This window comes from Arthrobacter sp. zg-Y820 (assembly GCF_030142155.1).
In the GTDB taxonomy this organism is placed as follows: domain Bacteria; phylum Actinomycetota; class Actinomycetes; order Actinomycetales; family Micrococcaceae; genus Arthrobacter_B.
The window spans coordinates 808,966-829,700 of sequence record NZ_CP126247.1; the positions used below are offsets into that span (position 1 = coordinate 808,966).

21 protein-coding genes are annotated in these 20,735 nt (G+C 65.3%); 11 read left to right on the forward strand and 10 right to left on the reverse strand.

Annotated features, from left to right (window positions below; all coding sequences use genetic code 11):
- Positions 1 to 6 precede the first annotated feature (6 nt).
- Complete coding sequence (locus tag QNO08_RS03620; protein ID WP_229965027.1) at positions 7 to 822, forward strand: ABC transporter permease; 816 nt, start codon at positions 7 to 9, stop codon at positions 820 to 822.
- 64 nt (positions 823 to 886) lie between these two features.
- On the opposite strand, the gene QNO08_RS03625 is transcribed toward QNO08_RS03620, so the two are convergent.
- Entirely contained in the window at positions 887 to 1,249 is a 363-nt protein-coding gene (locus tag QNO08_RS03625) for a DUF3253 domain-containing protein (RefSeq protein WP_229964553.1), read from the reverse strand.
- 83 nt (positions 1,250 to 1,332) lie between these two features.
- On the opposite strand from QNO08_RS03625, the gene QNO08_RS03630 reads away from it, so the two are divergent.
- The 4 genes from QNO08_RS03630 to QNO08_RS03645 all read left to right on the forward strand — a co-directional run bounded on the left by QNO08_RS03630 (position 1,333) and on the right by QNO08_RS03645 (position 5,635).
- Complete coding sequence (locus QNO08_RS03630) at positions 1,333 to 1,818, forward strand: SRPBCC family protein (RefSeq protein ID WP_229964554.1); 486 nt, start codon at positions 1,333 to 1,335, stop codon at positions 1,816 to 1,818.
- A 175-nt stretch (positions 1,819 to 1,993) separates the two neighbouring features.
- Positions 1,994 to 2,983: an LLM class flavin-dependent oxidoreductase gene (locus QNO08_RS03635; protein ID WP_229964555.1), complete on the forward strand. Its 990-nt coding sequence runs from the start codon at positions 1,994 to 1,996 to the stop codon at positions 2,981 to 2,983.
- Between the two features lie 326 nt (positions 2,984 to 3,309).
- Positions 3,310 to 3,777: an acyl-CoA thioesterase gene (locus QNO08_RS03640; RefSeq protein WP_229964556.1), complete on the forward strand. Its 468-nt coding sequence runs from the start codon at positions 3,310 to 3,312 to the stop codon at positions 3,775 to 3,777.
- Positions 3,778 to 4,300: 523 nt separating this feature from the next.
- Positions 4,301 to 5,635, forward strand: coding sequence for a TetR/AcrR family transcriptional regulator (locus QNO08_RS03645; RefSeq protein WP_229964557.1), 1,335 nt, complete (start codon positions 4,301 to 4,303; stop codon positions 5,633 to 5,635).
- 40 nt (positions 5,636 to 5,675) lie between these two features.
- Here QNO08_RS03645 and QNO08_RS03650 read toward each other — a convergent pair whose 3' ends face one another.
- Genes QNO08_RS03650 through QNO08_RS03665 form a run of 4 tightly spaced genes read right to left on the reverse strand, consistent with a single transcriptional unit; the run spans position 5,676 to position 9,708 of the window.
- Positions 5,676 to 6,866 carry a flavin reductase gene (locus QNO08_RS03650; protein ID WP_229964558.1) on the reverse strand — a complete coding sequence of 397 codons (1,191 nt, stop codon included), beginning with the start codon at positions 6,864 to 6,866 and terminating at the stop codon, positions 5,676 to 5,678.
- A 30-nt stretch (positions 6,867 to 6,896) separates the two neighbouring features.
- On the reverse strand, positions 6,897 to 7,904 hold the full coding sequence (gene dmpG / locus QNO08_RS03655) for a 4-hydroxy-2-oxovalerate aldolase (protein ID WP_229964559.1): 1,008 nt from the start codon (positions 7,902 to 7,904) through the stop codon (positions 6,897 to 6,899).
- Positions 7,901 to 8,893 carry an acetaldehyde dehydrogenase (acetylating) gene (locus QNO08_RS03660; protein WP_284015412.1) on the reverse strand — a complete coding sequence of 331 codons (993 nt, stop codon included), beginning with the start codon at positions 8,891 to 8,893 and terminating at the stop codon, positions 7,901 to 7,903. The genes dmpG and QNO08_RS03660 overlap by 4 nt, the downstream gene beginning before the upstream one ends.
- Positions 8,893 to 9,708: a 2-keto-4-pentenoate hydratase gene (locus tag QNO08_RS03665; RefSeq protein WP_229964560.1), complete on the reverse strand. Its 816-nt coding sequence runs from the start codon at positions 9,706 to 9,708 to the stop codon at positions 8,893 to 8,895. Before QNO08_RS03665 ends, QNO08_RS03660 begins: the two co-directional genes overlap by 1 nt.
- Positions 9,709 to 10,063: 355 nt before the next feature.
- Here QNO08_RS03665 and QNO08_RS03670 point away from each other — a divergent pair, with 355 nt between their 5' ends.
- The gene (locus QNO08_RS03670) at positions 10,064 to 10,774 is read left to right on the forward strand and encodes an IclR family transcriptional regulator (RefSeq protein ID WP_229964561.1); all 711 of its coding nucleotides are present in this window, start codon (positions 10,064 to 10,066) and stop codon (positions 10,772 to 10,774) included.
- A gap of 46 nt (positions 10,775 to 10,820) precedes the next feature.
- Here QNO08_RS03670 and QNO08_RS03675 read toward each other — a convergent pair whose 3' ends face one another.
- The 3 genes from QNO08_RS03675 to QNO08_RS03685 form a co-directional block, all read right to left on the reverse strand.
- Complete coding sequence (locus tag QNO08_RS03675; RefSeq protein ID WP_229964562.1) at positions 10,821 to 11,300, reverse strand: nuclear transport factor 2 family protein; 480 nt, start codon at positions 11,298 to 11,300, stop codon at positions 10,821 to 10,823.
- Positions 11,301 to 11,428: 128 nt separating this feature from the next.
- Positions 11,429 to 12,355, reverse strand: coding sequence for a VOC family protein (locus QNO08_RS03680; protein WP_229964563.1), 927 nt, complete (start codon positions 12,353 to 12,355; stop codon positions 11,429 to 11,431).
- A gap of 51 nt (positions 12,356 to 12,406) precedes the next feature.
- Positions 12,407 to 13,591, reverse strand: a complete 1,185-nt coding sequence (locus QNO08_RS03685) for an acyl-CoA dehydrogenase family protein (RefSeq protein WP_229964564.1) — start codon at positions 13,589 to 13,591, stop codon at positions 12,407 to 12,409.
- A gap of 224 nt (positions 13,592 to 13,815) precedes the next feature.
- Here QNO08_RS03685 and QNO08_RS03690 point away from each other — a divergent pair, with 224 nt between their 5' ends.
- Together QNO08_RS03690 and QNO08_RS03695 are read left to right on the forward strand one after the other, a co-directional pair.
- Entirely contained in the window at positions 13,816 to 14,718 is a 903-nt protein-coding gene (locus QNO08_RS03690; RefSeq protein WP_229964565.1) for an alpha/beta fold hydrolase, read from the forward strand.
- 53 nt (positions 14,719 to 14,771) lie between these two features.
- Positions 14,772 to 15,902, forward strand: a complete 1,131-nt coding sequence (locus QNO08_RS03695) for a ferredoxin--NADP reductase (protein ID WP_229964566.1) — start codon at positions 14,772 to 14,774, stop codon at positions 15,900 to 15,902.
- A 102-nt stretch (positions 15,903 to 16,004) separates the two neighbouring features.
- Here QNO08_RS03695 and QNO08_RS03700 read toward each other — a convergent pair whose 3' ends face one another.
- Positions 16,005 to 16,286 (reverse strand): hypothetical protein, encoded by a 282-nt coding sequence (locus tag QNO08_RS03700; RefSeq protein WP_229964567.1) that lies wholly within the window; start codon positions 16,284 to 16,286, stop codon positions 16,005 to 16,007.
- Positions 16,286 to 17,443, reverse strand: coding sequence for a 3-ketosteroid-9-alpha-monooxygenase, oxygenase component (locus QNO08_RS03705; protein ID WP_229964568.1), 1,158 nt, complete (start codon positions 17,441 to 17,443; stop codon positions 16,286 to 16,288). The genes QNO08_RS03700 and QNO08_RS03705 overlap by 1 nt, the downstream gene beginning before the upstream one ends.
- A gap of 205 nt (positions 17,444 to 17,648) precedes the next feature.
- Here QNO08_RS03705 and QNO08_RS03710 point away from each other — a divergent pair, with 205 nt between their 5' ends.
- The 3 genes from QNO08_RS03710 to QNO08_RS03720 all read left to right on the forward strand — a co-directional run bounded on the left by QNO08_RS03710 (position 17,649) and on the right by QNO08_RS03720 (position 20,475).
- Positions 17,649 to 19,214: an FAD-dependent oxidoreductase gene (locus tag QNO08_RS03710; RefSeq protein WP_229964569.1), complete on the forward strand. Its 1,566-nt coding sequence runs from the start codon at positions 17,649 to 17,651 to the stop codon at positions 19,212 to 19,214.
- 233 nt (positions 19,215 to 19,447) lie between these two features.
- Positions 19,448 to 20,017, forward strand: a complete 570-nt coding sequence (locus QNO08_RS03715) for a DUF421 domain-containing protein (protein WP_229964570.1) — start codon at positions 19,448 to 19,450, stop codon at positions 20,015 to 20,017.
- A 254-nt stretch (positions 20,018 to 20,271) separates the two neighbouring features.
- Complete coding sequence (locus tag QNO08_RS03720; RefSeq protein WP_104055090.1) at positions 20,272 to 20,475, forward strand: cold-shock protein; 204 nt, start codon at positions 20,272 to 20,274, stop codon at positions 20,473 to 20,475.
- Positions 20,476 to 20,735 lie beyond the last annotated feature (260 nt).

Consider the following 20,735-nt stretch of genomic DNA (forward strand, 5'->3'; position numbering starts at 1 on the left):
GCTCCCATGCACACGAACGCTCCCCTTCAGAGGGCCATTGGCCGCTGCCTGGTTCCGGTCAGCGGCGGGCTCGCGTTCCTGTTCCTGCTGATACCGATCGGCTATGTGTTCGCCTTTTCCTTCAACGATGCCGGACGCACCAACCTCACCTGGCGCGGGTTCACGCTGGCCAACTGGCAGAACCCCTGCGGTGCCCCCGAAGTGTGCGAGTCGCTGGCGAACAGCCTGCAGATCGGCGTGATTTCCACGGTGCTGGCAACAGCCCTGGGAACGGCCATCGCCGTCGGGCTGGTGCGCTACCGCTTCCGCTTCAGCGCCACCGCCAACATGCTCATTTTCCTTCCGCTGGCCACGCCCGAGGTGGTGCTGGGTGCCTCGCTGCTGGCGCAGTTCCTCAACGTGGGCGCCGAACTGGGCAAGGGAACGCTCATCATCGCGCACACCATGTTCTGCATTTCGTTTGTGGTGGTGACGGTGAAGGCGAGAGTCGCCGGGCTCGACCCGAAGCTGGAGGAGGCCGCAGCGGATCTCTACGCCTCACCGCTGCAGGCGTTCTGGCGGATCACCTTTCCCCTGCTGCTGCCGGGCATCATGGCTGCCGCACTGTTGGCCTTCGCCATGAGCTTTGACGATTTCATCATTACCAATTTCAATTCCGGGAACGTTGATACTTTTCCAAAGTTCATTTACGTGGCAGCGACCCGCGGGATTCCGGCGCAGGCCAATGTCATTGGCTCGATAATGTTCATTGTCTCGCTGCTGCTGGTTGTCGGCGGGCAGGTCCTTGCCCATCACCGGGCCAAGCAGCTCGCTGCCAGATAAACGGCTGCCAGACAGCTGGCCGCCAGACGCCGGAACCGGGGACCATCAGCGGAACCGCGGACCATCAGCGGGGTCGGCGGATCCGGATGGGGCCCCTGGCCGCGGCCAGGTCGACCACGTTGCCGTGCTGGGTTATTTCCACCTCGCCGCGCTCGGCCAGCCGTGCGGCAGCCCGGCGCACCGGTTCCATGAGCGGCCGCCAATCTTCCGGTGCAACGGCGCGTGCCGCATCCGAGGGACAGATGGTGGAGGTCTCAGCCCGTGCAGCGAGCAGGGCCAGGATGGCTGCTTCCAGCTGGCCCTCCCCGGCACGGCCCGGTTCCCCGCTGGCGGTCGCTGCCGGGTGCTCCCCGGCGTCGTGCCGGTTCCGGTTCTCCATGGAGACCATTGTGCCTGCCAAAACGGCCACGGCAACGGTTCTGCCCATCCGGATCAGCGGAGGGGATCCCAGATCCGCCCTCAGCGGTTCACACTGGACAAAACGTGCCGCCCGCCTCGAAAGGAACTGCCATGAGGGATCCCATATCTCCGCAGAGCCCCGAAGAGCAACTGCTCATCGAGCGGGCCTTTCCCGTTCCGCAGCAGGCCGTCTATGACGCCTGGGCAGATCTGTCCGCCGCGACCGAATGGTGGGGGCCCGAAGGGTTCATGGTTCCGGCCGACCGCGTCAGCAGCGAGAACCGGGTGGGCGGGACCTACCGTGCCTGCATGGTCAACACGGTCACCGGCGACGAGCTGTGGTGGGGAGGCGTCCTGCGGAACATTGAGCCGCCGAACCGGCTCGCCATGACCCAGCAGTGGCTGGGCGCGGACGGAACCCCGGCGAGTTCGGAAACACTTATCACCGTGGACCTGTTCCCGCATCACGACGGCACGCGCATGGTTTTCCGGCAGGGACCGTTCACCGACCGGCGTGATGCGGACGGCCACCGGACGGGTTGGAACTCGTCCTTTGACCGGCTCTCGCGCTACCTTGCGCGGCACCGCGGCGAGTGACCGCGGCGAGCGTTTGCGGGGAGCGACCGCGGCGGATGCCGCCGTCGTCGTCGTGCGCGGTGTGATTCAGAACCTGCCGGGCGTGAAATAAGCCGGCGGCCTTTGCAGTTGCACCTAATAACGTGTCCGGGGCAAACAGCTCTGGGACACCCATGCAACGAAAGGCCGAAATTACATGACTGTCCCGCTTTCGATCCTCGATCTGGCCATCATCGACGAGGGCGAAACCGCGCGCGACTCCTTCGCGTCCAGCCTGGCCCTGGCCCGGCATGCCGAGAAGCTGGGCTACACGCGGATTTGGTACGCCGAGCACCACAACATGCCCACCATCGCCTCGTCCGCGACCAGCGTCCTGGTCGGTTACATCGCCGCCAACACGCAGAGCATCCGGTTGGGCGCCGGCGGAGTCATGCTGCCCAACCATGCACCGCTCACCATCGCTGAGCAGTTCGGCACGCTGGAAACCCTCTTCCCGGGGCGCATCGACCTGGGTCTGGGCCGTGCACCGGGCAGCGACCAAAAGACCATGCGCGCGCTGCGCCGCGACCCGATGTCGGCCGACAGCTTCCCGCAGGATGTGCAGGAGCTGCAGGGATACCTCACCGGCAACACGCTCATTCCCGGCATCGACGCCACCCCGGGGAAGGGCACCAACGTGCCGTTGTACATCCTGGGCTCGTCCCTGTTCGGCGCCAAGCTGGCTGCCGCGCTGGGGCTGCCGTACTCCTTTGCATCGCATTTCGCTCCGCAGGCCCTGCAGGACGCAGTGGCCATATACCGCCGCGACTTCCGGCCCTCCGAACAGCTGGCGGAGCCGTACGTCATTGCCGGCGTCAACGCCATCGCCGCTGACACCACGGAAGAAGCACGGCAGATGTTCGAGGACGGACAGCGCCGCCGCGTCACCCAGCTCTTCGGACGCGACCGGACCTTCACGCCCGAGGAAGCCGATCTCATCCTGGAATCCCCGGGCGGCCAGCAGGTCAAGCAGATGGGCCGCTACTCCGCAGTGGGCACCCCCGCCGAGGTCCGGGACTACCTGGACTGGTTCGCCACCCACGCCGACGCCGACGAGCTGATCATCGCCACCCAGACCGCCACCCTCGAGCCCCGGCTGCACTCGTTCGAGCTGCTGGCCGGGGTCACGGAGCTGGCCAAGGCATAGCCCGACGGCGCCGGTCCCGGTCCCTCGCGCTACGCTCGGCTGCCCTCGGCGTCCTCCGGGCGCCGGGCAGATTCCGGGCCGGGCTGGAGCACGGGCGGTGGAAGTCCCTCTCAGCTGCGAGAGAGCAGCTATGGCGGGTTTCGGCTTCCCCCGCGATCCGAGAGCGCAGATATGGCGGGTTAAATCGTGCTTTTCCCGCCATAGCTGCGCTTTCGCTGTGCCCGGCGGGCCGAAACCGACCATATCTGCGCTTTCGGTGTGGTCGGCAGTCCGAAGCGCAGACCGTGTCCGCCCGACCGCTGCGGTGCCTGTGCCAGAATCGACGCATGATTGAAACTCCGCAGGTCATCCAGTGTTCCGTCGGCATGCGCTGGGGAGACATGGACGCCTACGGGCATGTGAACAACGTGGAAATCCTCCGAATTCTGGAAGAAGCCCGCATCCATGCCTTCGGCCCGCCCGGCGGCACCGGGGGACCGGGCCGGGAACCCGTCGTCGCGCTCTTCAACAACGTGCCAGCGGGGACCCAGGCACTGGTCGCCGAGCACCGGGTGAAATACCTGTCACCGCTGACGTACCGGAACATTCCGGCTGACATTGCCGTCTGGATTAGTGCACTCAAAGGGGCCAGCCTCACCATTGCCTACGTCATCCGCGATCCCGTCACCGCGCAGACCTGCGCGAAGGCGGAGACAACCCTCGCCTTCGTCGACGGCGATACGGGCCGGCTGCTGCGGATTGCGCCGGAGCAGAAGGCTCTGATGCTGCCGTATCTCGGGGCTTCCGTTTTCTAGGCGATATGTCTTCCAACCGATAGGAAGAACCTCCAAACTATGGGGGCGCCGTCGCGGGCCATGAAGCCCGCCGTATCTGCACGCTGGAGCGGCCGGGTGAATCTCTCGTGCAGGTCAGGCACTCTGAAAGGCCGCATGGGAATCTCTCGTGCAGATCAGGCACTCTGAAGGGCCGTTTTCGTCGCTTTGAGGACGTGATCTGCACGAAGGATTTATCCGGAGGACCTGATCTGCACGAAGGATGCCGAAAAGCCCATTAGTGCCTCCCGCGGTGCCGCAACCGACCCCGAAAGTGCAGCTCTGGGGGGATACTGTCCGCGATAGTACAGATCTGAGGGGATTGGACCTTGGGATGAACCCGTTGACTGTCCAAACGCCCCACCCAACAAACACCCCGCCCAAAACCCACCCGTCCCGGCCAGTATCACTCGCCGGGACCGCCGCCACCGGTCCTTCAGCGCTGTGATAAAGATTGGGTGGCCGAAGCTGACGGAGTTTCGGGCCGGAGAGCATCGGATGGGCAGTGGCGCAGCGCAAGACAGACCGAAAGAATCTGCAGGGGGAACAGACCCGTACCCGGATTCTCGAAGAAACCATGCACCTGACCGCCCGGTATGGGTACGACGGCACCAAGCTTGCCATGGTCAGAAAGGCCACCGGCCTCTCAGCCAGTTCCATTTACTGGCATTTCGCCAACAAGGACCAGCTGATCGCAGCAGCCTTGGAACAAGCATTCACCGTGCAGTCGCAGTCCCTGCCCAACTGGTTGGAGTCTTCGCCGGGGGAGTCCCGGAGGGCCGACCTGTACAGCAATATCCTGCAGCTGCCCCGGCTTGACTCCAAGATGGATTACTGGCGGTTTGGCCTCCAGCTGACCGTGGTCCACCCGCCGGTCGCTTCACCGGCCCGGGACCGGTTCCTGCAGATCCGCCGCGAGAGCACTGACTGGCTGGCCCGGTGGTGGGAGCGGACCCTGCCGGAACAGATGGAGCAGCGAAAGGCTGCGGCGCTGCTGCTGGGCAGGTGCACCCTGGCTATCCGCGACAGTGAGTTCATCCAACGGCACGGCAGCCGGCAGCTCGACGGCGGCCGCGTCACCTGGCTGATCTCGGCATGCTTGGACATCATGGCGGACCTGACCGTTGAACTGGCTCCGGACCGGCGGCTTGATGCCGTGTTCGAGCCGGTACCGCCGGTCTACGAACCGGTCCCGTCTGCCGCGGCGGCCGGAGCCGAGGGCGGGCGCGAGGCGTTCCTGCGGGCTGCGGAGGAAACCATAGCGGAGTTCGGCTACGACGGCGTCACCGTCGCCAGAGTGTGCGAGAAGGCTGCCCTTCCAGCCAGTTCGCTGTACTGGTCCTTCAAGGACAAGGACGCCCTGATCGCGACTGTGATCGACAATGCCCGCCGCGGCTGGGAGACCGCACGGCCGAATCTGCAGCCGCGGCCCGCCGACGGCGACTGGTCGGTCATCCTGCGCGGGTTCTTCCTGCGTGCCCTGGAGGGTCGTGCCGCGGAAACACGGATCCGGCGGCTGGGACTGCTGCTGATGCTTCAACCCGCCGTTGGACCCGAGGGGAGCAGCCAGCGCCTGGAGCCGGTGCTGCAGAGCATGCAAAGCATGACCGGGGAATGGCTCCGAAGCGTGCTTTCCCCGGAGCTGGCGGAGGAACCGAGGGCGGAGCTGGCCGACTATCTGTCCGAGTGCATTTTCCGGATTCTTGACGGGCTTATGCTGAGCCGGCAGATCGACGGAAGCCACTGGGACCCCGAGGTGCTGGCGGAACTGACGAGCACGGCGCTGTACCGTGTCGCCGCCCTGGTTCAGGGCGGCGACACCATCCCCGGCGGATCCTGATCCCGGCAGCTGCTGGAACCAGGACCGTCCGGGACGCCGATCAGGGTTGGCTGCCGGCGGCCGCGCCAAGCGTCCTGGCGGCGGCCAGCAGCTCCTCGGCCCAGGCCAGGATCCGTTCCGCCGGGGCGGAGCTCGGCAGGTTAGCGATGCGCAGGACCAGCCGGACCTTCCCGGCCGCGTCGAACACCGGCGCGAGCAGGGAGTCGACGTCGTAGGTCTGGCCGGGTTCAAGGGTGACCGGCGCGTAGCTGCTGGAGGTGCGGGAGATGATCTCGCGGATGTCGCGCTCCTGGGCCGGCGTGTAGCCGCCGGAGGAGTACTCGCGCAGGGCCTCGATGATCCGTTCGTCCCGGTAGTCGCCGCGCATTGTCAACGACCAGCCGCGGCGCCGCACTGCTTCGAGGCGCTCACGGTACTGCTCCTGCGTGCATTCGTCGCTGGGCAGCGCCCGGGACAGCCATTGGTCAACCGCCGCGGCATCTTCCCAGGCAACGCAGAGCTCGCCCCAGGGCGGCATGAGCGGAATCCGTTCGCCCAGCCGTGCTTCGGCGTCGGAAGCTCCGGCAGTGGCAACATTGACTGCCATCTGGTCGCTGATTACGGCCATGGCGGTGCACTCCACTGACAGCGTGGCCGCCAGCCGGTCGATTTCCGCCCGGCCCCGTTCGGCCAGGCGCACACCGGTTATCAGGTCCGCCTCGAAAGGCGCGCTGAGCGACAGCGGAGCGAATCTTCCATAACCGCCCTGGAAAAACAGCAGCGGTGCCACCGGCCGGCAAACCTGCAGCTCGGACACGGCACCGATGACAATGTGGTGGTCCCCGGCGTCGTTGATTGATGCGAAGGTGCAATCAATGAAGGCGACGACGCCGTCCAGCACCGGCGCGCCCAGCGGCGACGGCTGCCAGGGCACGCCGTCGAACTTGTCGGCGGCCCGGCCGGCAAACCGGCGGCACAGGTCCTCCTGGTCCGCGGCCAGCACATTCACGCAGAAGGCCTTCGCGGTCCGCAGCCGCTGGAAGGTCTGCGAGGCCACGGTGGGCAGGAATGCAACCAGGGGCGGATCCAGGGACACCGAGGTGAAGGAACCCACGATCATGCCCACGGGCGCGCCGTCTTCGGCAATGCCGGTGATAAGGACCACACCGGTGGGGAAGTGGCCCAGCACATTGCGGAACGTCAGCGGATCGCCGGTGGCGGCACGCTGTTCTCCGATACTGATTTCGGTCATCGTATTTCCTTTGTCCAAACCATTTTCGGGCTAGTTCCGGGCCAGCAGATCCAGTGCCACGTCCACAATCATGTCCTCCTGGCCGCCCACCATCCGCCGCTTGCCCAGCTCCATCAGGATGTCGGTGGTGGGGATTCCGTACCGGGTGCTGGCGGTCTCGGCGTGGCGCAGGAAGCTGGAGTAGACCCCGGCGTAGCCAAGCGACAGGGTTTCCCGGTCCACCCGGACCGGGCGGTCCTGCAGCGGACGGACCAGGTCATCGGCGGCATCCATCAGGGCCGACAGGTTGCAGCCGTGGTCAATTCCGAACTTGTCAGCGGCGGCGATGAACGCCTCCAGCGGAGCGTTGCCGGCGCCGGCACCCATGCCGGCCAGCGAGGCATCCACCCGGTTGGCGCCGTGCTCCACGGCGGTCAGGGAGTTAGCCACGCTCAGCGAGAGGTTCTCGTGGGCGTGGATGCCGATCTCCGTGGCCGGATCCAGTACCTGCCGGAAGGCGTCCACCCGTTCGGCCACGCCCGGCATGGTCAGCGCGCCGCCGGAGTCGACCACGTACACGCAGGTGGCGCCGTAGCTTTCCATCAGCTTCGCCTGCTTGGCCAGCTCCGCCGGCGGGATCATGTGGGACATCATCAAGAAGCCCACGGTGTCCATGCCCAGGTTGCGGGCGGCGCCGATGTGCTGCGCCGACACGTCGGCTTCGGTGCAGTGGGTGGCTATGCGCACCACCGAGGCGCCGGCGCTGTTCGCGTCCTTGAGGTGATGGATGGTGGCGATGCCGGGCAGCGCCAGCGTGGCAACCTTGGCCTGCTTGACGGCGGCCGCGACGGCGGAGATCCACTCCAGATCGGTGTGCGCGCCGAAACCGTAGACACAGGAGGAGCCGTTGATGCCGTCGCCGTGGGCGACCTCGATGGAGGCGACGCCGGCGGCGTCGAGCGCGGTGGCGATCGCCACCGCCTGGTCCACCGTGTACTGGTGCCGGATGGCGTGCATGCCGTCCCGCAGGGTCACGTCGGAGATGTAGAGCCTGCTCATGCTGATGCCTCCTGCATTGCCGGGGTTGTGCCTGGTTCTTCGCCGCGCTTTTGGACCCCGCCGCGTTCGGCCCAGCGCTCGGCCACGGCCATTGCTGCGGAGGTCATGATGTCCAGGTTCCCGGCGTAGGCGGGAAGGTAGTGCGCAGCGCCGGTCACTTCGAGCATCACCGTCACGCGGGTGCCCTCGAATTTCCCCGAGCCCGGCATGTGGAGCGCGGTGTCTCCGGCGAAGGTTTCGAACTGCACTGCCTGCTTGAGCTTGTAGCCCGGAACGTATTTCTGCACCGCTGCGGCCATGGCGCCGATTGAGGCCTCGATGGCGGCATGGTCAGGCTGGCCCTCCACCAGGCAGTACACGGTGTTGCGCATCAGCATCGGCGGCTCGGCCGGGTTCATGATGATGATGGCCTTGCCCTCGGCCGCACCGCCCACCTCGACCAGTGCCTGCGAGGTGGTTTCGGTGAACTCGTCGATGTTGGCCCGGGTGCCGGGCCCGGCGGAACGGGACGCAACCGAGGACACGATTTCCGCGTACCGCACCGGTGCCACCTGCGAGACTGCGGCCACCATGGGCACCGTCGCCTGGCCGCCGCACGTCACCATGTTCAGGTTGGGTTCGTCCAGATGGTCCTCGAGGTTAACCACGGGGACGCAATAGGGCCCGACGGCGGCCGGCGTCAGGTCCAGCACCCGCACGCCGGTGTCCTTCAGCAGGTCCCAATTGGTCAGGTGGGCCGAGGCGCTGGTGGCATCAAAGACAACCTTGATGTCCTTGAAGTTGGGCAGGTCGAGCAAACCTTGGATGCCGTCGGCCGTTGTGGGAACGCCCATCCCGGCCGCACGCCGGAGCCCGTCGGAATCCGGATCGATTCCTACCATGGCTCCCATTTCCAGCCGTTCGGACCCGCGAATTACCTTGATCATCAGATCGGTGCCGATGTTGCCGGAGCCGATGATGGCCACCGGCCAGCGTTCGTTGTTGCCCACTAGTTCTCCTCATGTTTGATGCGGACCTGTCCAAGTCCCTGAATGCTTGCAACTGCGTTGGCGCCTGGGGGAAAGGCGACCATGGGACCGAGGGCGCCTGTCATCAGGACTTGTCCGGCCCGGAGCGGCCGCTCCAGCTGTGCCATGCGCCGAACCAGCCAAAGCGCCGCCCGGTAGGGGTGGCCGAGGCAGGCGGCGCCCGAGCCCACGGATTCCACCACGCCGTTGACCTCCATGACCATGCCGGCCACCGCGAGGTCCAGCGCCGACGGCAGCACCGGGCGCGTTCCGGTGACGATCCGTCCGCTGGAGGCGTTGTCGGCGATGGTGTCCAGGATGGAGATGTCCCAGTTCCGGATCCTCGAGCCGACGATTTCGATGGCGGGCAGCAGATGGTCCACGGCCGCTATCAGTTCGCTCAGGGTGGTGTCCGGTTCGACGAGATCCTTCTTCAGGACCAGTGCCACCTCGGCTTCCACCCGCGGCTGCAGGACCTCGCCGGCAGCGAGGATTTCACCGTCGGCAAGGCACATGTCGGCGAACAGGACGCCGAAGTCGGGCTGGTCCACGCCCATCTGGGACTGGACCGCCTTGGAGGTAAGGCCGATCTTGCGGCCGACCACCCGTCGGCCCTCCGCGATCCACACGTCCTCGTTTGCCCGCTGCACTGCGTAGGCGGCGCCGATCCCGCCGGCGGAAAGCGCATCGTGAATCGGATCGATCACCACGCCGTCCCGTTCGGCGCGACGCAAACGCGCGGCCAGTTCTTCAAGACCGGCCGTATCAGCAGGTGCTGTTTCGATGGTTGCCGTCATTAGTCCTCCCAAATGAGGGCTCCAGTATCACTTGGGTGGTGCGTGCGACGGCGCGGCAGTCCCGGAGAGCGGGATGGCAGCGGGTGGCGGCAGTTTGTCGGAGGCCTGTAGTGATGTGTACAGTGAACCCATGATGTGCTGCAGCTCACATCGCCGCAGCTTCGGCTGTCCCGCTATTGGTTAGCTGCGCCAAGGAGGTTTTACAGCCAATGAATGTCTGTCACTTGGTGCCACTGCGACGTGTGGCTCGTATTTTCGGGCGGTCCCGATGAGTGTTTCCACGAGTTCACGAAGCACTTCGGCAGTTGCCTGGCCGTCACCGGCAAGCGCACCGCCTCCGGCCATGGCGGCCAGAATGACGCTGATCATGGAGACGTTTGAGTCCCGGACGGTTCGGCTTCTGCTCGACGAGATTGCTACCCGGACGCGTCTTCCCCGGTCCACAACACACCGGATCCTGGACCAACTGGTTCAGCTGGGCTGGCTCGAACACACCCCCGACGGTTACGGAATGGGCTGGCGGTCACTGCAGTTCAGCGGGCTGGACGATGGAAACAGCCGGATCCGTGCCGAGGCTGCACCGCTGCTGCACAGCCTGCAGATGCGCACCGGGATGGTGGTGCATCTTGCCGTCCTCAAGGGAGCCAACATTCACTACTTGGATAAAGCAGGCGGCCGCTCGGCCACGTTGGTTCCGTCGCGCGTGGGCGGCATCGCTCCGGCGCATGCAACGGCACTGGGCAAGGCGATGCTCGCCTGGCTGAATCCCGAGCAGGTGGATGACCTGTTCAAGAACGGCCTGCCCCCGTCGACCGGACGGACGATCAGCGATTCGAGCACGCTCTACGCCGAGCTTCACCGCATCCGGCAGCGCGGCGGGCTGGCCTTCGAATCCGGCGAGAGCTACGAGGGCATCGCCTGCGTGGCGGCCGCAATCCGCAGCCGCCGGAAACCGGTGGCAAGCATTTCGCTGGTGGGGACGTGCTCCGATCCCATCGAACGGGTGGCCCCGCTGGTCATGGACGCCGCCCGCCAGGTGTCGGAGGCTCTGTTTCCCGGCCAGTAGCGTTTCTGTGCCGAGTATTTCGCTGCCGGGCGCGGGCATGTACTGGTCAGCTGCCGGCGGCCGGCGGGGTCAGCATGCCGCGAACCGAGCGGCGGCTGAACTTCCATCCCTGCGCGGTCCGAACGAGCTCGTCGGTGTAGATGCCGAGGGAATCGTTGAGGCTGCCGTCCAGGCGCCGGCCGAAGGCGTGAAAGTACGCGGTGCAGGCGGCGGAATTTCCGTCAACGGTGATGATGTGGTTGGACGTCAGATGACAGGTGCCGGCGTTGGAAGCCATGGTCGCTGCGAAGAACTCCCGGAGAGCCTTCGTGCCCTGAATCGCCGGGATTCCCCAGCCGCTGCCGTCCCAGACTCCGTCGTCGGTGAACAGGGACACCAGTTCGTCCAGCAGGCCGCCGTCGAGGTTGCCGGCGTACTCGTGCGTCAGCCGACGGATCTGTTCGATGTCGGTGATTCCGGCGTCGTTGTCCACGGTGCCGTTGCCCGCGTCGTTGCCCACGGTGCCGGGAAGGGATGAAGCTGTCATCGCGGGTCCTTGTCGGGGGAGGGTCGTCAGGAAGGAAAGGCAAGCAAGTCAGAAAGCCAGGTCCGGGGGGGAGACAGGGGCGGTTTCCCGCGCTCTGCCTCTCCGCCGGACCTGTTCCGGGCGAACCGCTAGTTAGCGGAAACGGTCTGGGGAGGTACAAACGCAGCGTAGGGCTCGCTCGCTGATTTGTCGTGTCCCCAGTAGCTTTCGGCGGTGATCTCCTCGGACGTGTAATACGTCTCGTCCACGAGCATTCCGGCCGTGCCGTATTCGATATCCCAGCCGCCGGGTGCGCGGACGTAGAACGAGACCATCTTGTCGTTGGTGTGGCGGCCCAGGGACGCGCTGAGGGTGAACCCCAGCTTGTTGACCTTGTCCTGGGCGCGGCCGACGGTGTCCAGGTCCTCGACCTCCACCATCAGGTGGACCAGTCCCGGCGCTTCGCCGTGCGGTGCCGGGCCGATGGCCAGGCTGTGGTGGCGCTGGTTGATCCCGAAGAAACGGAATCGAACGGCCGGACGGCGCGCTCCGAGGCGGACGGCGCCGCGCGGCAGGAAGCCCAGGACATTCGTGTAGAAGGAGGTGGTTTCCTCCATCTTGGTGGTGGGCAGCACTACGTGGCCCATGCCGTGGTCCCCGGTGATGAACTTCTGTCCGTATCCGGTCAGCACCGGGCTGTGGTCCAGGCGGGGGCCGAAGAAGATCTCCACGGGGGTGCCGCCGGGATCGGTGAAGGTAATGACCTGCTCCAGGCCGCGCTCGTCGGAGGCTTCTTCGCTGAGCCAGGTGACGGGGAAACCCGCTGCTTCCACATCCTTGGCCACGGCGGCCAGCGCGAACTGGTCGCGGACCTCCCAACCCACTGCCAGGACCTTGTCGGAGTCGCCCGGAAGCACGATCAGGCGGGCTTCGCGTTCGTCCATCCGCAGGTACAGGCCCTCCGGATTCGGGCCCTTCGCCTCAGCGAATCCCAGGCCGTCGAGGGTCAGTTCGCGCCAGCGGTCAATGTGCTGGGTCTGGACTTTCAGATAGCCCAGTCCTCGGATATGCGTCATGTCATTCCTCGCTTTACTTTTGGGTGTTGCTGCCAAATGGGGGGGAGGCGCCTAGACCATGCCGGTCAGGTTGGCCGGCGGTTCCATGCCCAGCTCCGTGAGGACTGCGGCATGGTAGTTGGGGCCCGGCACATGGATGGCGTGGGCCAGGCCCATGTGCGCATCGCGCCAGAAGCGCTGGATGGGGTTGTTCAGGCGCAGTCCGTTGCCGCCCGAGCGGGAGAGGATGGCGTCGATTCCGGCAGTGGCACGCCAGGCTGCCTGGATCTGCGTCCGGCGGCCCACCGCCCGCTGTTCCAGGGTGACCTCGCGGCCGGCTGCGACGGTGTCATAGATCCTGTTGATGTTGTCCAGCAGCGCCGTCCTGGAGGCCCGGATCTCGCCGGCGGCCTCGCTGACCGCGTACATGCTGTACGGGTCATCGGTGCTCTTGGAACCGTTGACCTGCTGGCGGTTGCGCTGGTAGTTCAGGTGGGCCTGCAAGGCACCCTCTGCGATGCCCACGACCGCGGCGGTGAGGCCGAGGGGGAACAGGCTGTAGAACGGGATCCGGTGGATCGGCTCGGTTTTGCCCGCGTCACGGGCCACCTTGCCGGAGAAAAGGTCAGCCTGCTTCAGCACGCGGTATTCCGGGACGAAGACGTCCTTGATGATGACGTCCTTGCTGCCGGTGCCCCGCAGTCCCACGACCTCCCACGAATCCTCGACAATCGTGTAGTCGGCACGGGGAATGACGACGTGCAGGGACTGGCGCGGGACGGCCGGCTTGCCCTCGCTGTCGCCGAGGAACGCCCCGAGAATGACCCAGGAGGCATGGTCCGTGCCGCTGGAAAACTGCCAGTGTCCGCTGAGCCGGTAACCGTCGTCGGTCGGGGTGGCAACGCCCATGGGCGCGTAGGGGGAGGAGACCCAGGTGTCCTGGTCAGCTCCCCAGATTTCCTCCTGCAGCTTCGGGGACATGACGTCCAGCTCCCAGGGATGGACGCCGACGACGCCGGCAACCCAGCCCGCGGCTCCGTCAAGGCTGGCGATCTTCATGACCGTTTCGGCGAAGTCCGCCGGATGCGCCCGGGTGCCGCCGTATTCAACCGGAGCAAGCAGCTTCATGACCCCGGACTGGCGCAGGATGTCAACGGTGCCGTCACTGAGTTTGCCCAGATCTTCATTGATCTGTGCGAAGGAGCGAAGCTCCTCCCCGCGCTCGGTCAGCACGTCTGAACATGCGGTAATCGTCATTGGATCGCTTCTCGCTTTCTCTCCGGGGCGCAGACCGCCACTTGTGCAAAATCTAGGCGCGTTTCCGCCGGGGGAGCGGGAAATGTCCCAGTCACCGGGATTTGCCGCCCGGCCTGTCGCAGCCCCGATTTATCCCGGTCATCGAGACCCGTGCAACGGCCCGAGCGGGCACTGTTTATGGTTCTCGTAGACCGAAGAGATTCGCACATCGAGGAGCCTGAGAAATGACCACGGACCTTCGCCACGAGCCGGGCAAGACGGCCCCGATCAGTGATGGATCATCCCTGCGCGAGCTGCAGACGGAGCACGGGGTGCTGCGCTACCACGAAGCCGGCGACGGACCGCCGCTGGTGTTCCTGCACGGTTCCGGCCCCGGGGTGACCGGCATGCGGAACTTCGGGGGCATCCTTCCGGCGTTCGCCGAGCACTTCCGCTGCTACGTGCTGGAGTTTCCGGGCTTCGGCGTCAGCGACGCCACTGACCTGCATCCCATGCAGGCGGGCGCACAAGCGGTCACCGATTTCCTCGACGGCCTGGGCCTGGACCGCGTTGACATCATCGGCAACTCGATGGGCGGCATGATCGGCACCCGGTACGCCATCAGCCATCCCGACCGGGTTCGCCGCCTGGTGACCCTGGGTGGCATGGGCGTGAACATTTTCAGCCCTTCGCCCGCTGAAGGCATCAACCTCCTGATCGCCTTCACCGAGGACCCCACGCGGGAACGGCTGGTTCAGTGGCTGCGGTCCATGGTTTACGACCAGGAGCTGGTCACTGAGGAACTGATCAACGAGCGCTGGCAGCAGGCGACGGATCCGTTGACCCTGGCCAGTGCGCGGAAGATGTACAGCAGGGCGGCAATGAAGGCGACGGCGGCTGCGGCAGCCGCTTCAGATGCGGCGCCCGGTTGGACCCAGCTGCACAAGCTCAAGGCCAAAACCCTGATCACCTGGGGGCGTGATGACCGCGTCTCCCCGCTGGACGGTGTGCTTGTTCCGCTGCGGACCATTCCCGATGTGGAACTGCATGTGTTCCCCAACTGCGGCCACTGGGCCATGATCGAGCAGAAGGCGGCCTTCGAGAGCACTGTCCTCGCGTTCCTGCGGCGGGAAGAGGTTCCAGAGTGAACAATGCGATGACGAGCAATGCGATGACGAACGATGCGAAAACGAGCAATGCGATGACGAACGAAGCTATGACGAGCGTAAAGAGTGCGGCAGTGAACACCGTGACCACGGAGATCGCGACCACGGAGACCGTGACGGCGAACGCCGCGCCGGCGGCCACCCCGCTGCAGGTGCGGGTGGTTGAGGTGATCCGCGAAACAGCTGACGCGCACACACTGGTGCTGGAGCCTGCGGGCGGCAGCGGGGAAACCATCAGCTACAAGCCCGGACAGTTCCTGACGGTTCGGATACCGAGTGAGCGGCCGTCCGGCGCCGCCCGCTGCTACTCCCTGTGCAGCTCGCCGCTGCAGGACGAAAAGCTGAAAATCACCGTCAAGCGAACCCGGGAGGGCTACGGTTCCAACTGGCTCTGCGACAACGTGGTGGAAGGACACATGCTGGACATCCTGCGTCCCGCCGGTACCTTCACTCCGCACTCGCTGACCACTGACTTCCTCCTCTTTGCCGGCGGCAGCGGGGTGACCCCGGTGATGTCCATCATCAAGTCAGCCCTGGCCGGGGGAACCGGGCTCATCACCCTGATCTACGCCAACCAGGATGAATCGTCGGTGATCTTCCGCGAGGAGCTCATCGCGTTGACCAAAGCGCATCCGGGCCGGCTCAACGTAATTCACTGGCTGGGAACCGTTCAGGGCCTGCCCGACACAGCGTCCATCGGTGCCCTGGCTGCTCCGTACACCGACCGGGAAGTATTCATCTGCGGCCCGGGACCGTTCATGGACTGCGTCGCGTTATCCCTGAACACGCTGGGCATGCCGCCGGAGCGGATCCACATCGAACGCTTTACGTCCCTGGGGACTGATCCCTTTGCCCCCGTGGCCGTCGTCGTCGACGACACAACGGGGGAGAACGCGGTTGTGGAGGTGCAGCTGGACGGCCAGAGCAGCTCCGTGGCCTGGCCCGGCGGAAACCGTCTCTTGGACGTCCTGCTCAACGCCGGCCTCGACGCACCGTTCTCCTGCAGGGAGGGCGCCTGCAGCGCCTGCGTCTGCAGAGTCCTCGAAGGCGAGGTGCGGATGGAAAAGAACGAGGTTCTGGATGACACGGACCTCCGCGAGGGCTACACGCTGGCATGCCAGGCGGTCCCCGTCAGCGCGAAGGTCAGGGTTACGTACGACGAGTAGGGCCCCGAAGCCTGAACACACACGAAGAAGGAGGAGAGCCGGAAATCCGGCCCTCCTCCTTCTTCGTTGTATTGCCTTCTTGGAGCTGCGTGCTTCCGGGAACTACTGATCGAGCTCGTCCCGATAGACGACTTCGATCCTGCCTTCCACCGAGGCCTGGCGGATGCTGGCCGCCAGCGTCTCGCAGCCGGCGAACTGTTCGGCGGGATTGTCCCCGCGGCAGGAGAGCGGTCGTTCCCTGCAGGCACTCTGGGCTGCCGCGTTCCACTGGATGCTGGTCTGCTGCCAATCCGACTTGCGGACCAGCACGGTGGCGGCACATTCACCGCAGCCCAGCGGCTGCATCGGGGTGTCTATGAGCCTGACATCGGAGGGTGCTGCCATCAGATCAGCTGTCCCGCTGCAGCCTTGCGCAGCGCCAGGTTCTGCGCCACTTCCTTCTGCCAGCTTTCATTGGGCCTGCTGGTGTCCAGCTCGTGCTCAAAGCGGTCAGTCATCTCCGGCGTGACATCGGCAACGTCAACGAAGAACTGCTCGTACCAGCGGCGCAGCTGGTAGACGGCGCCGTCCTCCTCGCACAGGAGCGGGTTGTCGATCTGGGCCTTGTTCTGCCAGATCTCCACATCCTGGTTGAAGCCGTGCAGGATGTGCTTCGCCTGGGTGGCCGCGATCTCGTCGGGGTCGCCCACCAGTTCCGGCCTCTTCTCCACGATGATGCCGGACATCAGCACAAAGGAGTTCTCATCAATGGGGTAGTGCGCATTGAGAAGGACGGTTTTCATGTCGAAGTTCTCATAGACGTACGTCAGGTCATCGATCATGAAGGAAGGGCCGTAGTAGGACGCCACTGAACTGGTCTTCACCATCTTCGGGGCGGCGGGATCGGGGTTCGGCGGGGCAAGATCCTCACGCCTCTTCCCGTCGAAATACTGCGTGGCAATGTGGCCCTCGAAAACGTTCTTGAAATACGTCGGGAAGTTTCCGTGGATGTAGAAGAAGTGAGCCATGTCGACAACGTTGTCCATGACTTCACGGGTGCTGGTGTTGACCACAAGTTCGTTCCAGACCCATTTGGTCCAGCCATCATCCTGCGCGCCCTGGATCCGGGGGATGACGACGTCGGCCGGCGGCGGGTTTCCTTCCGGGTCGTTCCAGATGAACAACAGCCCGTCCTGTTCGAGCGTCGGCCAGGTGCTGGTCCGGGCGCGCAGCGGAACGCGGCGGCTGTACGGAATGGCCTTGCAGCGGCCGTCGCCGCCCCAGCGCCAGTCGTGGAACGGGCAGGCAATCTCGTTGCCCTTGACCGTGCCCTTTGACAGGTCCCCGCCCAAGTGGCGGCAATTGGCGTCGAGGACGTTGACCTTGCCGTCTTCTCCGCTGAAGATCACGAGCTTCTGGCCAAACGCGTTAATGGTGTGCGGAGTGCCGTCCTTGAACTTCTCCACCAGGCCCAGACAGTGCCAACCGCGGGCGAACCGCGTGCGTACTTCGCCGGTTTCGATCTGTCTGATTTGGTCCTGGTCTGACTCAACAATGCTCATGCGGAATTCGTCCCTTCGGATATTCGGAGTCGAACGTCTCGAAACTTGAATCTACGCACACGCGAACGGGCGCAGGACGGCCAGTCCCGATGTGTGGGACAGGGGGAGCACTTGTTTTTTCCGGCTGAGAATCTGGAGGGCAGGCCTGCCTGCGGAAGCTTGCATGGAGGCCTGCGTTCCACCGGCGACGACGAAAAGGGAAACCATGGCAAGCGGCCAGACAGCTAGGCAGGATTGGGACGGCGAATTCGACGTCGTTGTGGTGGGTTCCGGGGCAGGTGCCATGGCTGGAGCGTTCAGTGCGGCCTCCCGCGGGCTGAAAACGGTGGTGGTGGAGAAAACCAACCTCCTGGGCGGAGCCTCGAGCTACGCCGGGGCCTCCTGCTGGCTTCCGGGCACCCAGGTGCAGGAGAGGGCCGGAGTCGAGGATTCAACCGAGGCGGCGGCCGCCTATTTGGAGTCCCTGCTGGGCACGGAACAGGCCGAGCGCCGGGAGGCCTTTCTGGCCACCGCGCCGGAACTGGTCAAGGCGCTTGAACACGATCCGGCGCTCGAATTCCGCTGGACCGCCTTCCCCGACTATTTTGCGGGTCCGGGAAGGATGGATCTGGGACGCTCCATGATGCCCGTGGCTCTTCCGCGGGAGGAAATCGGCGAGCTGGCCGACTTGGTGCGCCCGCCCATCGACCGTGACAACCGCGGGGAACAGCATCCGGACGGTCCGCTCACCGCGGGCCAGGCCCTGATCGGACGCCTGCTGCTGGCCTTCACGAACACCGGCAACGGCGTGGTCCGCACCGGAACGGCGATGACGGATCTCATCGTCGAGGACGGAAAGGTCCTGGGAGTGGCGGTGGACACCGCCGACGGCCCGCAGCGCCTGCGCGCCGCATCGGGAGTGCTCCTTGGCGCCGGGGGCTTTGAGGGCAACGAACAGATGCGCCGGGAGAACGGAACCCCCGGATCTGCCAGCTGGAGCATGTCTCCGCGCAGCGCCAACACAGGGACGGCCATCCGGGCCGCACAGGAGGCCGGAGCCGCCGTCGACCTGATGGATGAGGCGTGGTGGTGCCCCGGAACGGAGCAGCCCTCAGGAAAAGCCGCGTTCACCCTCGGCTTCCGCGGCGGTCTCATGGTGGACGGTAACGGAAAACGCTACGCCAACGAGTCCCTGCCGTACGACCAGATGGGCCGCGAAATGGCCGCCGCCGCGGCGGACCGCATTCCCTCCTGGTTCATCTTCGATTCCCGCTTCGGCGGCCAGCTGCCCGCCATCATGCGGCCCGACAACACGCCGCCCGCCGAGCACCTTGCCGCCGGAACCTGGATCCAGGCCGAGTCGCTGGGTGAACTTGCCGAACGCACCGGCCTTCCCGCCGGCGCACTCGCGGAGTCCGTGCAGCGGTTCAACGGATTCGCCGCCGCCGGTGTCGATGAGGACTTCCACCGAGGTGAGGACCCCTACGACCTCTTCTTCGCGGATCCCTCGCATGGACCCAACCCTGCCCTCGTGGCACTGGATCAGCCGCCGTACTTCGCCGCGCGGATGGTGCTCAGCGATCTGGGCACCAAGGGCGGCCTGCGCACGGACAAGGATGCCCGCGTGCTCACCGGCAGCGGAGAACCGATTCCGGGGCTCTACGCGGTGGGCAACTCGAGTGCCTCCTTCTCCGGCCGGTTCTACCCGGGTCCCGGCATCCCGCTCGGCACAGCAATGGTCTTCGCCTACCGCGCGGTACAGGCCATGGCCGGGCCGGCGGCGGAGCGGTAGCGCAACGACGACGGCGGTAGCCGGCGCTTGGCCGCCGCTGCCGCTGCCGCCGTCGTCGTGGTCGTCGAACCGGCCCCTGGGCTGCTCCCGGGCCTGTTGCCGCCACCGCTCCACGGCTAGCATTTTCCCTACGGCCAGCGGCCGTCTCCGGCGCCCTCCTCCGCAATGCCAGCCCCGCCCTCCCGGTGTTATTGACGCCGCTGACTGTCCGGAACCGCCCTCCGGTCCCGGCCATGCATCGTGAGGAGAACATCGTGTGGTGGCACAATCTGGGAATCACGCCGTTGGAAGGACTGTGGGTCGTCCTGTCGGCATTTGGCATCTATGCGGCATTTTTCGTCCTCATCCGCTTGGCCGGACAGCGCGCACTGGCCAGCTGGTCAACGATGGACAAGGCCATCGTCATTGCCTTCGGATCGGTGCTGGGGCGCGTCGTGCTGGGGTACACCCCCACGCTGGCCGCCGGCGTCATTGCGCTGGCGACCATGTTTGCGCTGTTCCGGCTCGAGGCCCTCCTGCGGCGGACCAGGCGCGGCGCCTACCTTTCGAGCACACCGATTCTGCTGATGGCCGGAGACCAGGTCGTGGCGTCCGGCCTCCGTGCGGCCCGAATCGTGGAGGACGAGGTTTACTTCAAACTGCGCCAGGCGGGCATCAGGAACTTCTCCGAAGTCGGTCTGGTCATTCTGGAACCCACGGGAGACGTCAGCGTTCTGCGCCGCGGGGAACTCATCGACCCCGTGCTCCTGAGCCGAATCACGGACAAGGGCAGCATCCCGGCCCACCTGTTGCTGCCCGGATAAGCGGACTCCCGGCGGGGTCTCCGGCCCGCTGAAGGCCGTCCGGGGCAGGGCTGGAAATGACCGGCGCGGAGGCCGGTTACCCCTTTGGGCAAATGTGGTGTAGAGTCATACTCAGTTGTTGGTTGTTGCGCATTTTGTATTTCAAGTGGCGAAACCCAAACGGGCTAGCCGCTTTTCTGTAAAAGCGGTAAGGAACACCGCGACTGAAGCTCCCCGAAAGTCGGGAATCGCTTCAATCCAGAAGGAATATTAAAATGGCTACAGGTACAGTAAAATGGTTCAACTCCGAAAAGGGCTTCGGCTTCATCGAGCCGGATGACGGAAGCGCCGACGTGTTCGCTCACTACTCCGCTATCAACTCCAATGGTTACAAGTCCCTGGACGAGAACCAGAAGGTTTCCTTTGATACCGAGCAGGGCCCCAAGGGTCCCCAGGCTACGAACATCCAGGCGCTCTAATCTAGAGACTTTGGTTCAGTACTTGTACTGATCTGCCTTACAAAAGCAGGACGGGTTTCCCGTCCTGCTTTTGTGTTTAACTGCAGTCGTCCGATGGCCCGGCCTGCCTGATGGCCCGCCTGCCTGATGGCCCGGCCCGCCTGATAATCGAGTAGTGCCGTTGGACCCGTCAGCCTGGGCAACGCGACCCCGAAATTCGTTCGGTTTGGCCTGAATCGACGGTTTTGGGAAATCCCTGCCACTGCGGACCTGCAGGAATT

Bases quoted from the DNA above. Each gene is read 5' to 3' on its own strand.
- QNO08_RS03620 (WP_229965027.1), top strand. From the start codon at position 7: ATGCACACGAACGCTCCCCTTCAGAGGGCCATTGGCCGCTGCCTGGTT.
- QNO08_RS03625 (WP_229964553.1), bottom strand. From the start codon at position 1,249: ATGGGCAGAACCGTTGCCGTGGCCGTTTTGGCAGGCACAATGGTCTCC.
- QNO08_RS03630 (WP_229964554.1), top strand. From the start codon at position 1,333: ATGAGGGATCCCATATCTCCGCAGAGCCCCGAAGAGCAACTGCTCATC.
- QNO08_RS03635 (WP_229964555.1), top strand. From the start codon at position 1,994: ATGACTGTCCCGCTTTCGATCCTCGATCTGGCCATCATCGACGAGGGC.
- QNO08_RS03640 (WP_229964556.1), top strand. From the start codon at position 3,310: ATGATTGAAACTCCGCAGGTCATCCAGTGTTCCGTCGGCATGCGCTGG.
- QNO08_RS03650 (WP_229964558.1), bottom strand. From the start codon at position 6,866: ATGACCGAAATCAGTATCGGAGAACAGCGTGCCGCCACCGGCGATCCG.
- dmpG (WP_229964559.1), bottom strand. From the start codon at position 7,904: ATGAGCAGGCTCTACATCTCCGACGTGACCCTGCGGGACGGCATGCAC.
- QNO08_RS03665 (WP_229964560.1), bottom strand. From the start codon at position 9,708: ATGACGGCAACCATCGAAACAGCACCTGCTGATACGGCCGGTCTTGAA.
- QNO08_RS03670 (WP_229964561.1), top strand. From the start codon at position 10,064: ATGACGCTGATCATGGAGACGTTTGAGTCCCGGACGGTTCGGCTTCTG.
- QNO08_RS03675 (WP_229964562.1), bottom strand. From the start codon at position 11,300: ATGACAGCTTCATCCCTTCCCGGCACCGTGGGCAACGACGCGGGCAAC.
- QNO08_RS03680 (WP_229964563.1), bottom strand. From the start codon at position 12,355: ATGACGCATATCCGAGGACTGGGCTATCTGAAAGTCCAGACCCAGCAC.
- QNO08_RS03685 (WP_229964564.1), bottom strand. From the start codon at position 13,591: ATGACGATTACCGCATGTTCAGACGTGCTGACCGAGCGCGGGGAGGAG.
- QNO08_RS03690 (WP_229964565.1), top strand. From the start codon at position 13,816: ATGACCACGGACCTTCGCCACGAGCCGGGCAAGACGGCCCCGATCAGT.
- QNO08_RS03695 (WP_229964566.1), top strand. From the start codon at position 14,772: ATGACGAACGAAGCTATGACGAGCGTAAAGAGTGCGGCAGTGAACACC.
- QNO08_RS03700 (WP_229964567.1), bottom strand. From the start codon at position 16,286: ATGGCAGCACCCTCCGATGTCAGGCTCATAGACACCCCGATGCAGCCG.
- QNO08_RS03705 (WP_229964568.1), bottom strand. From the start codon at position 17,443: ATGAGCATTGTTGAGTCAGACCAGGACCAAATCAGACAGATCGAAACC.
- QNO08_RS03710 (WP_229964569.1), top strand. From the start codon at position 17,649: ATGGCAAGCGGCCAGACAGCTAGGCAGGATTGGGACGGCGAATTCGAC.
- QNO08_RS03715 (WP_229964570.1), top strand. From the start codon at position 19,448: ATGCATCGTGAGGAGAACATCGTGTGGTGGCACAATCTGGGAATCACG.
- QNO08_RS03720 (WP_104055090.1), top strand. From the start codon at position 20,272: ATGGCTACAGGTACAGTAAAATGGTTCAACTCCGAAAAGGGCTTCGGC.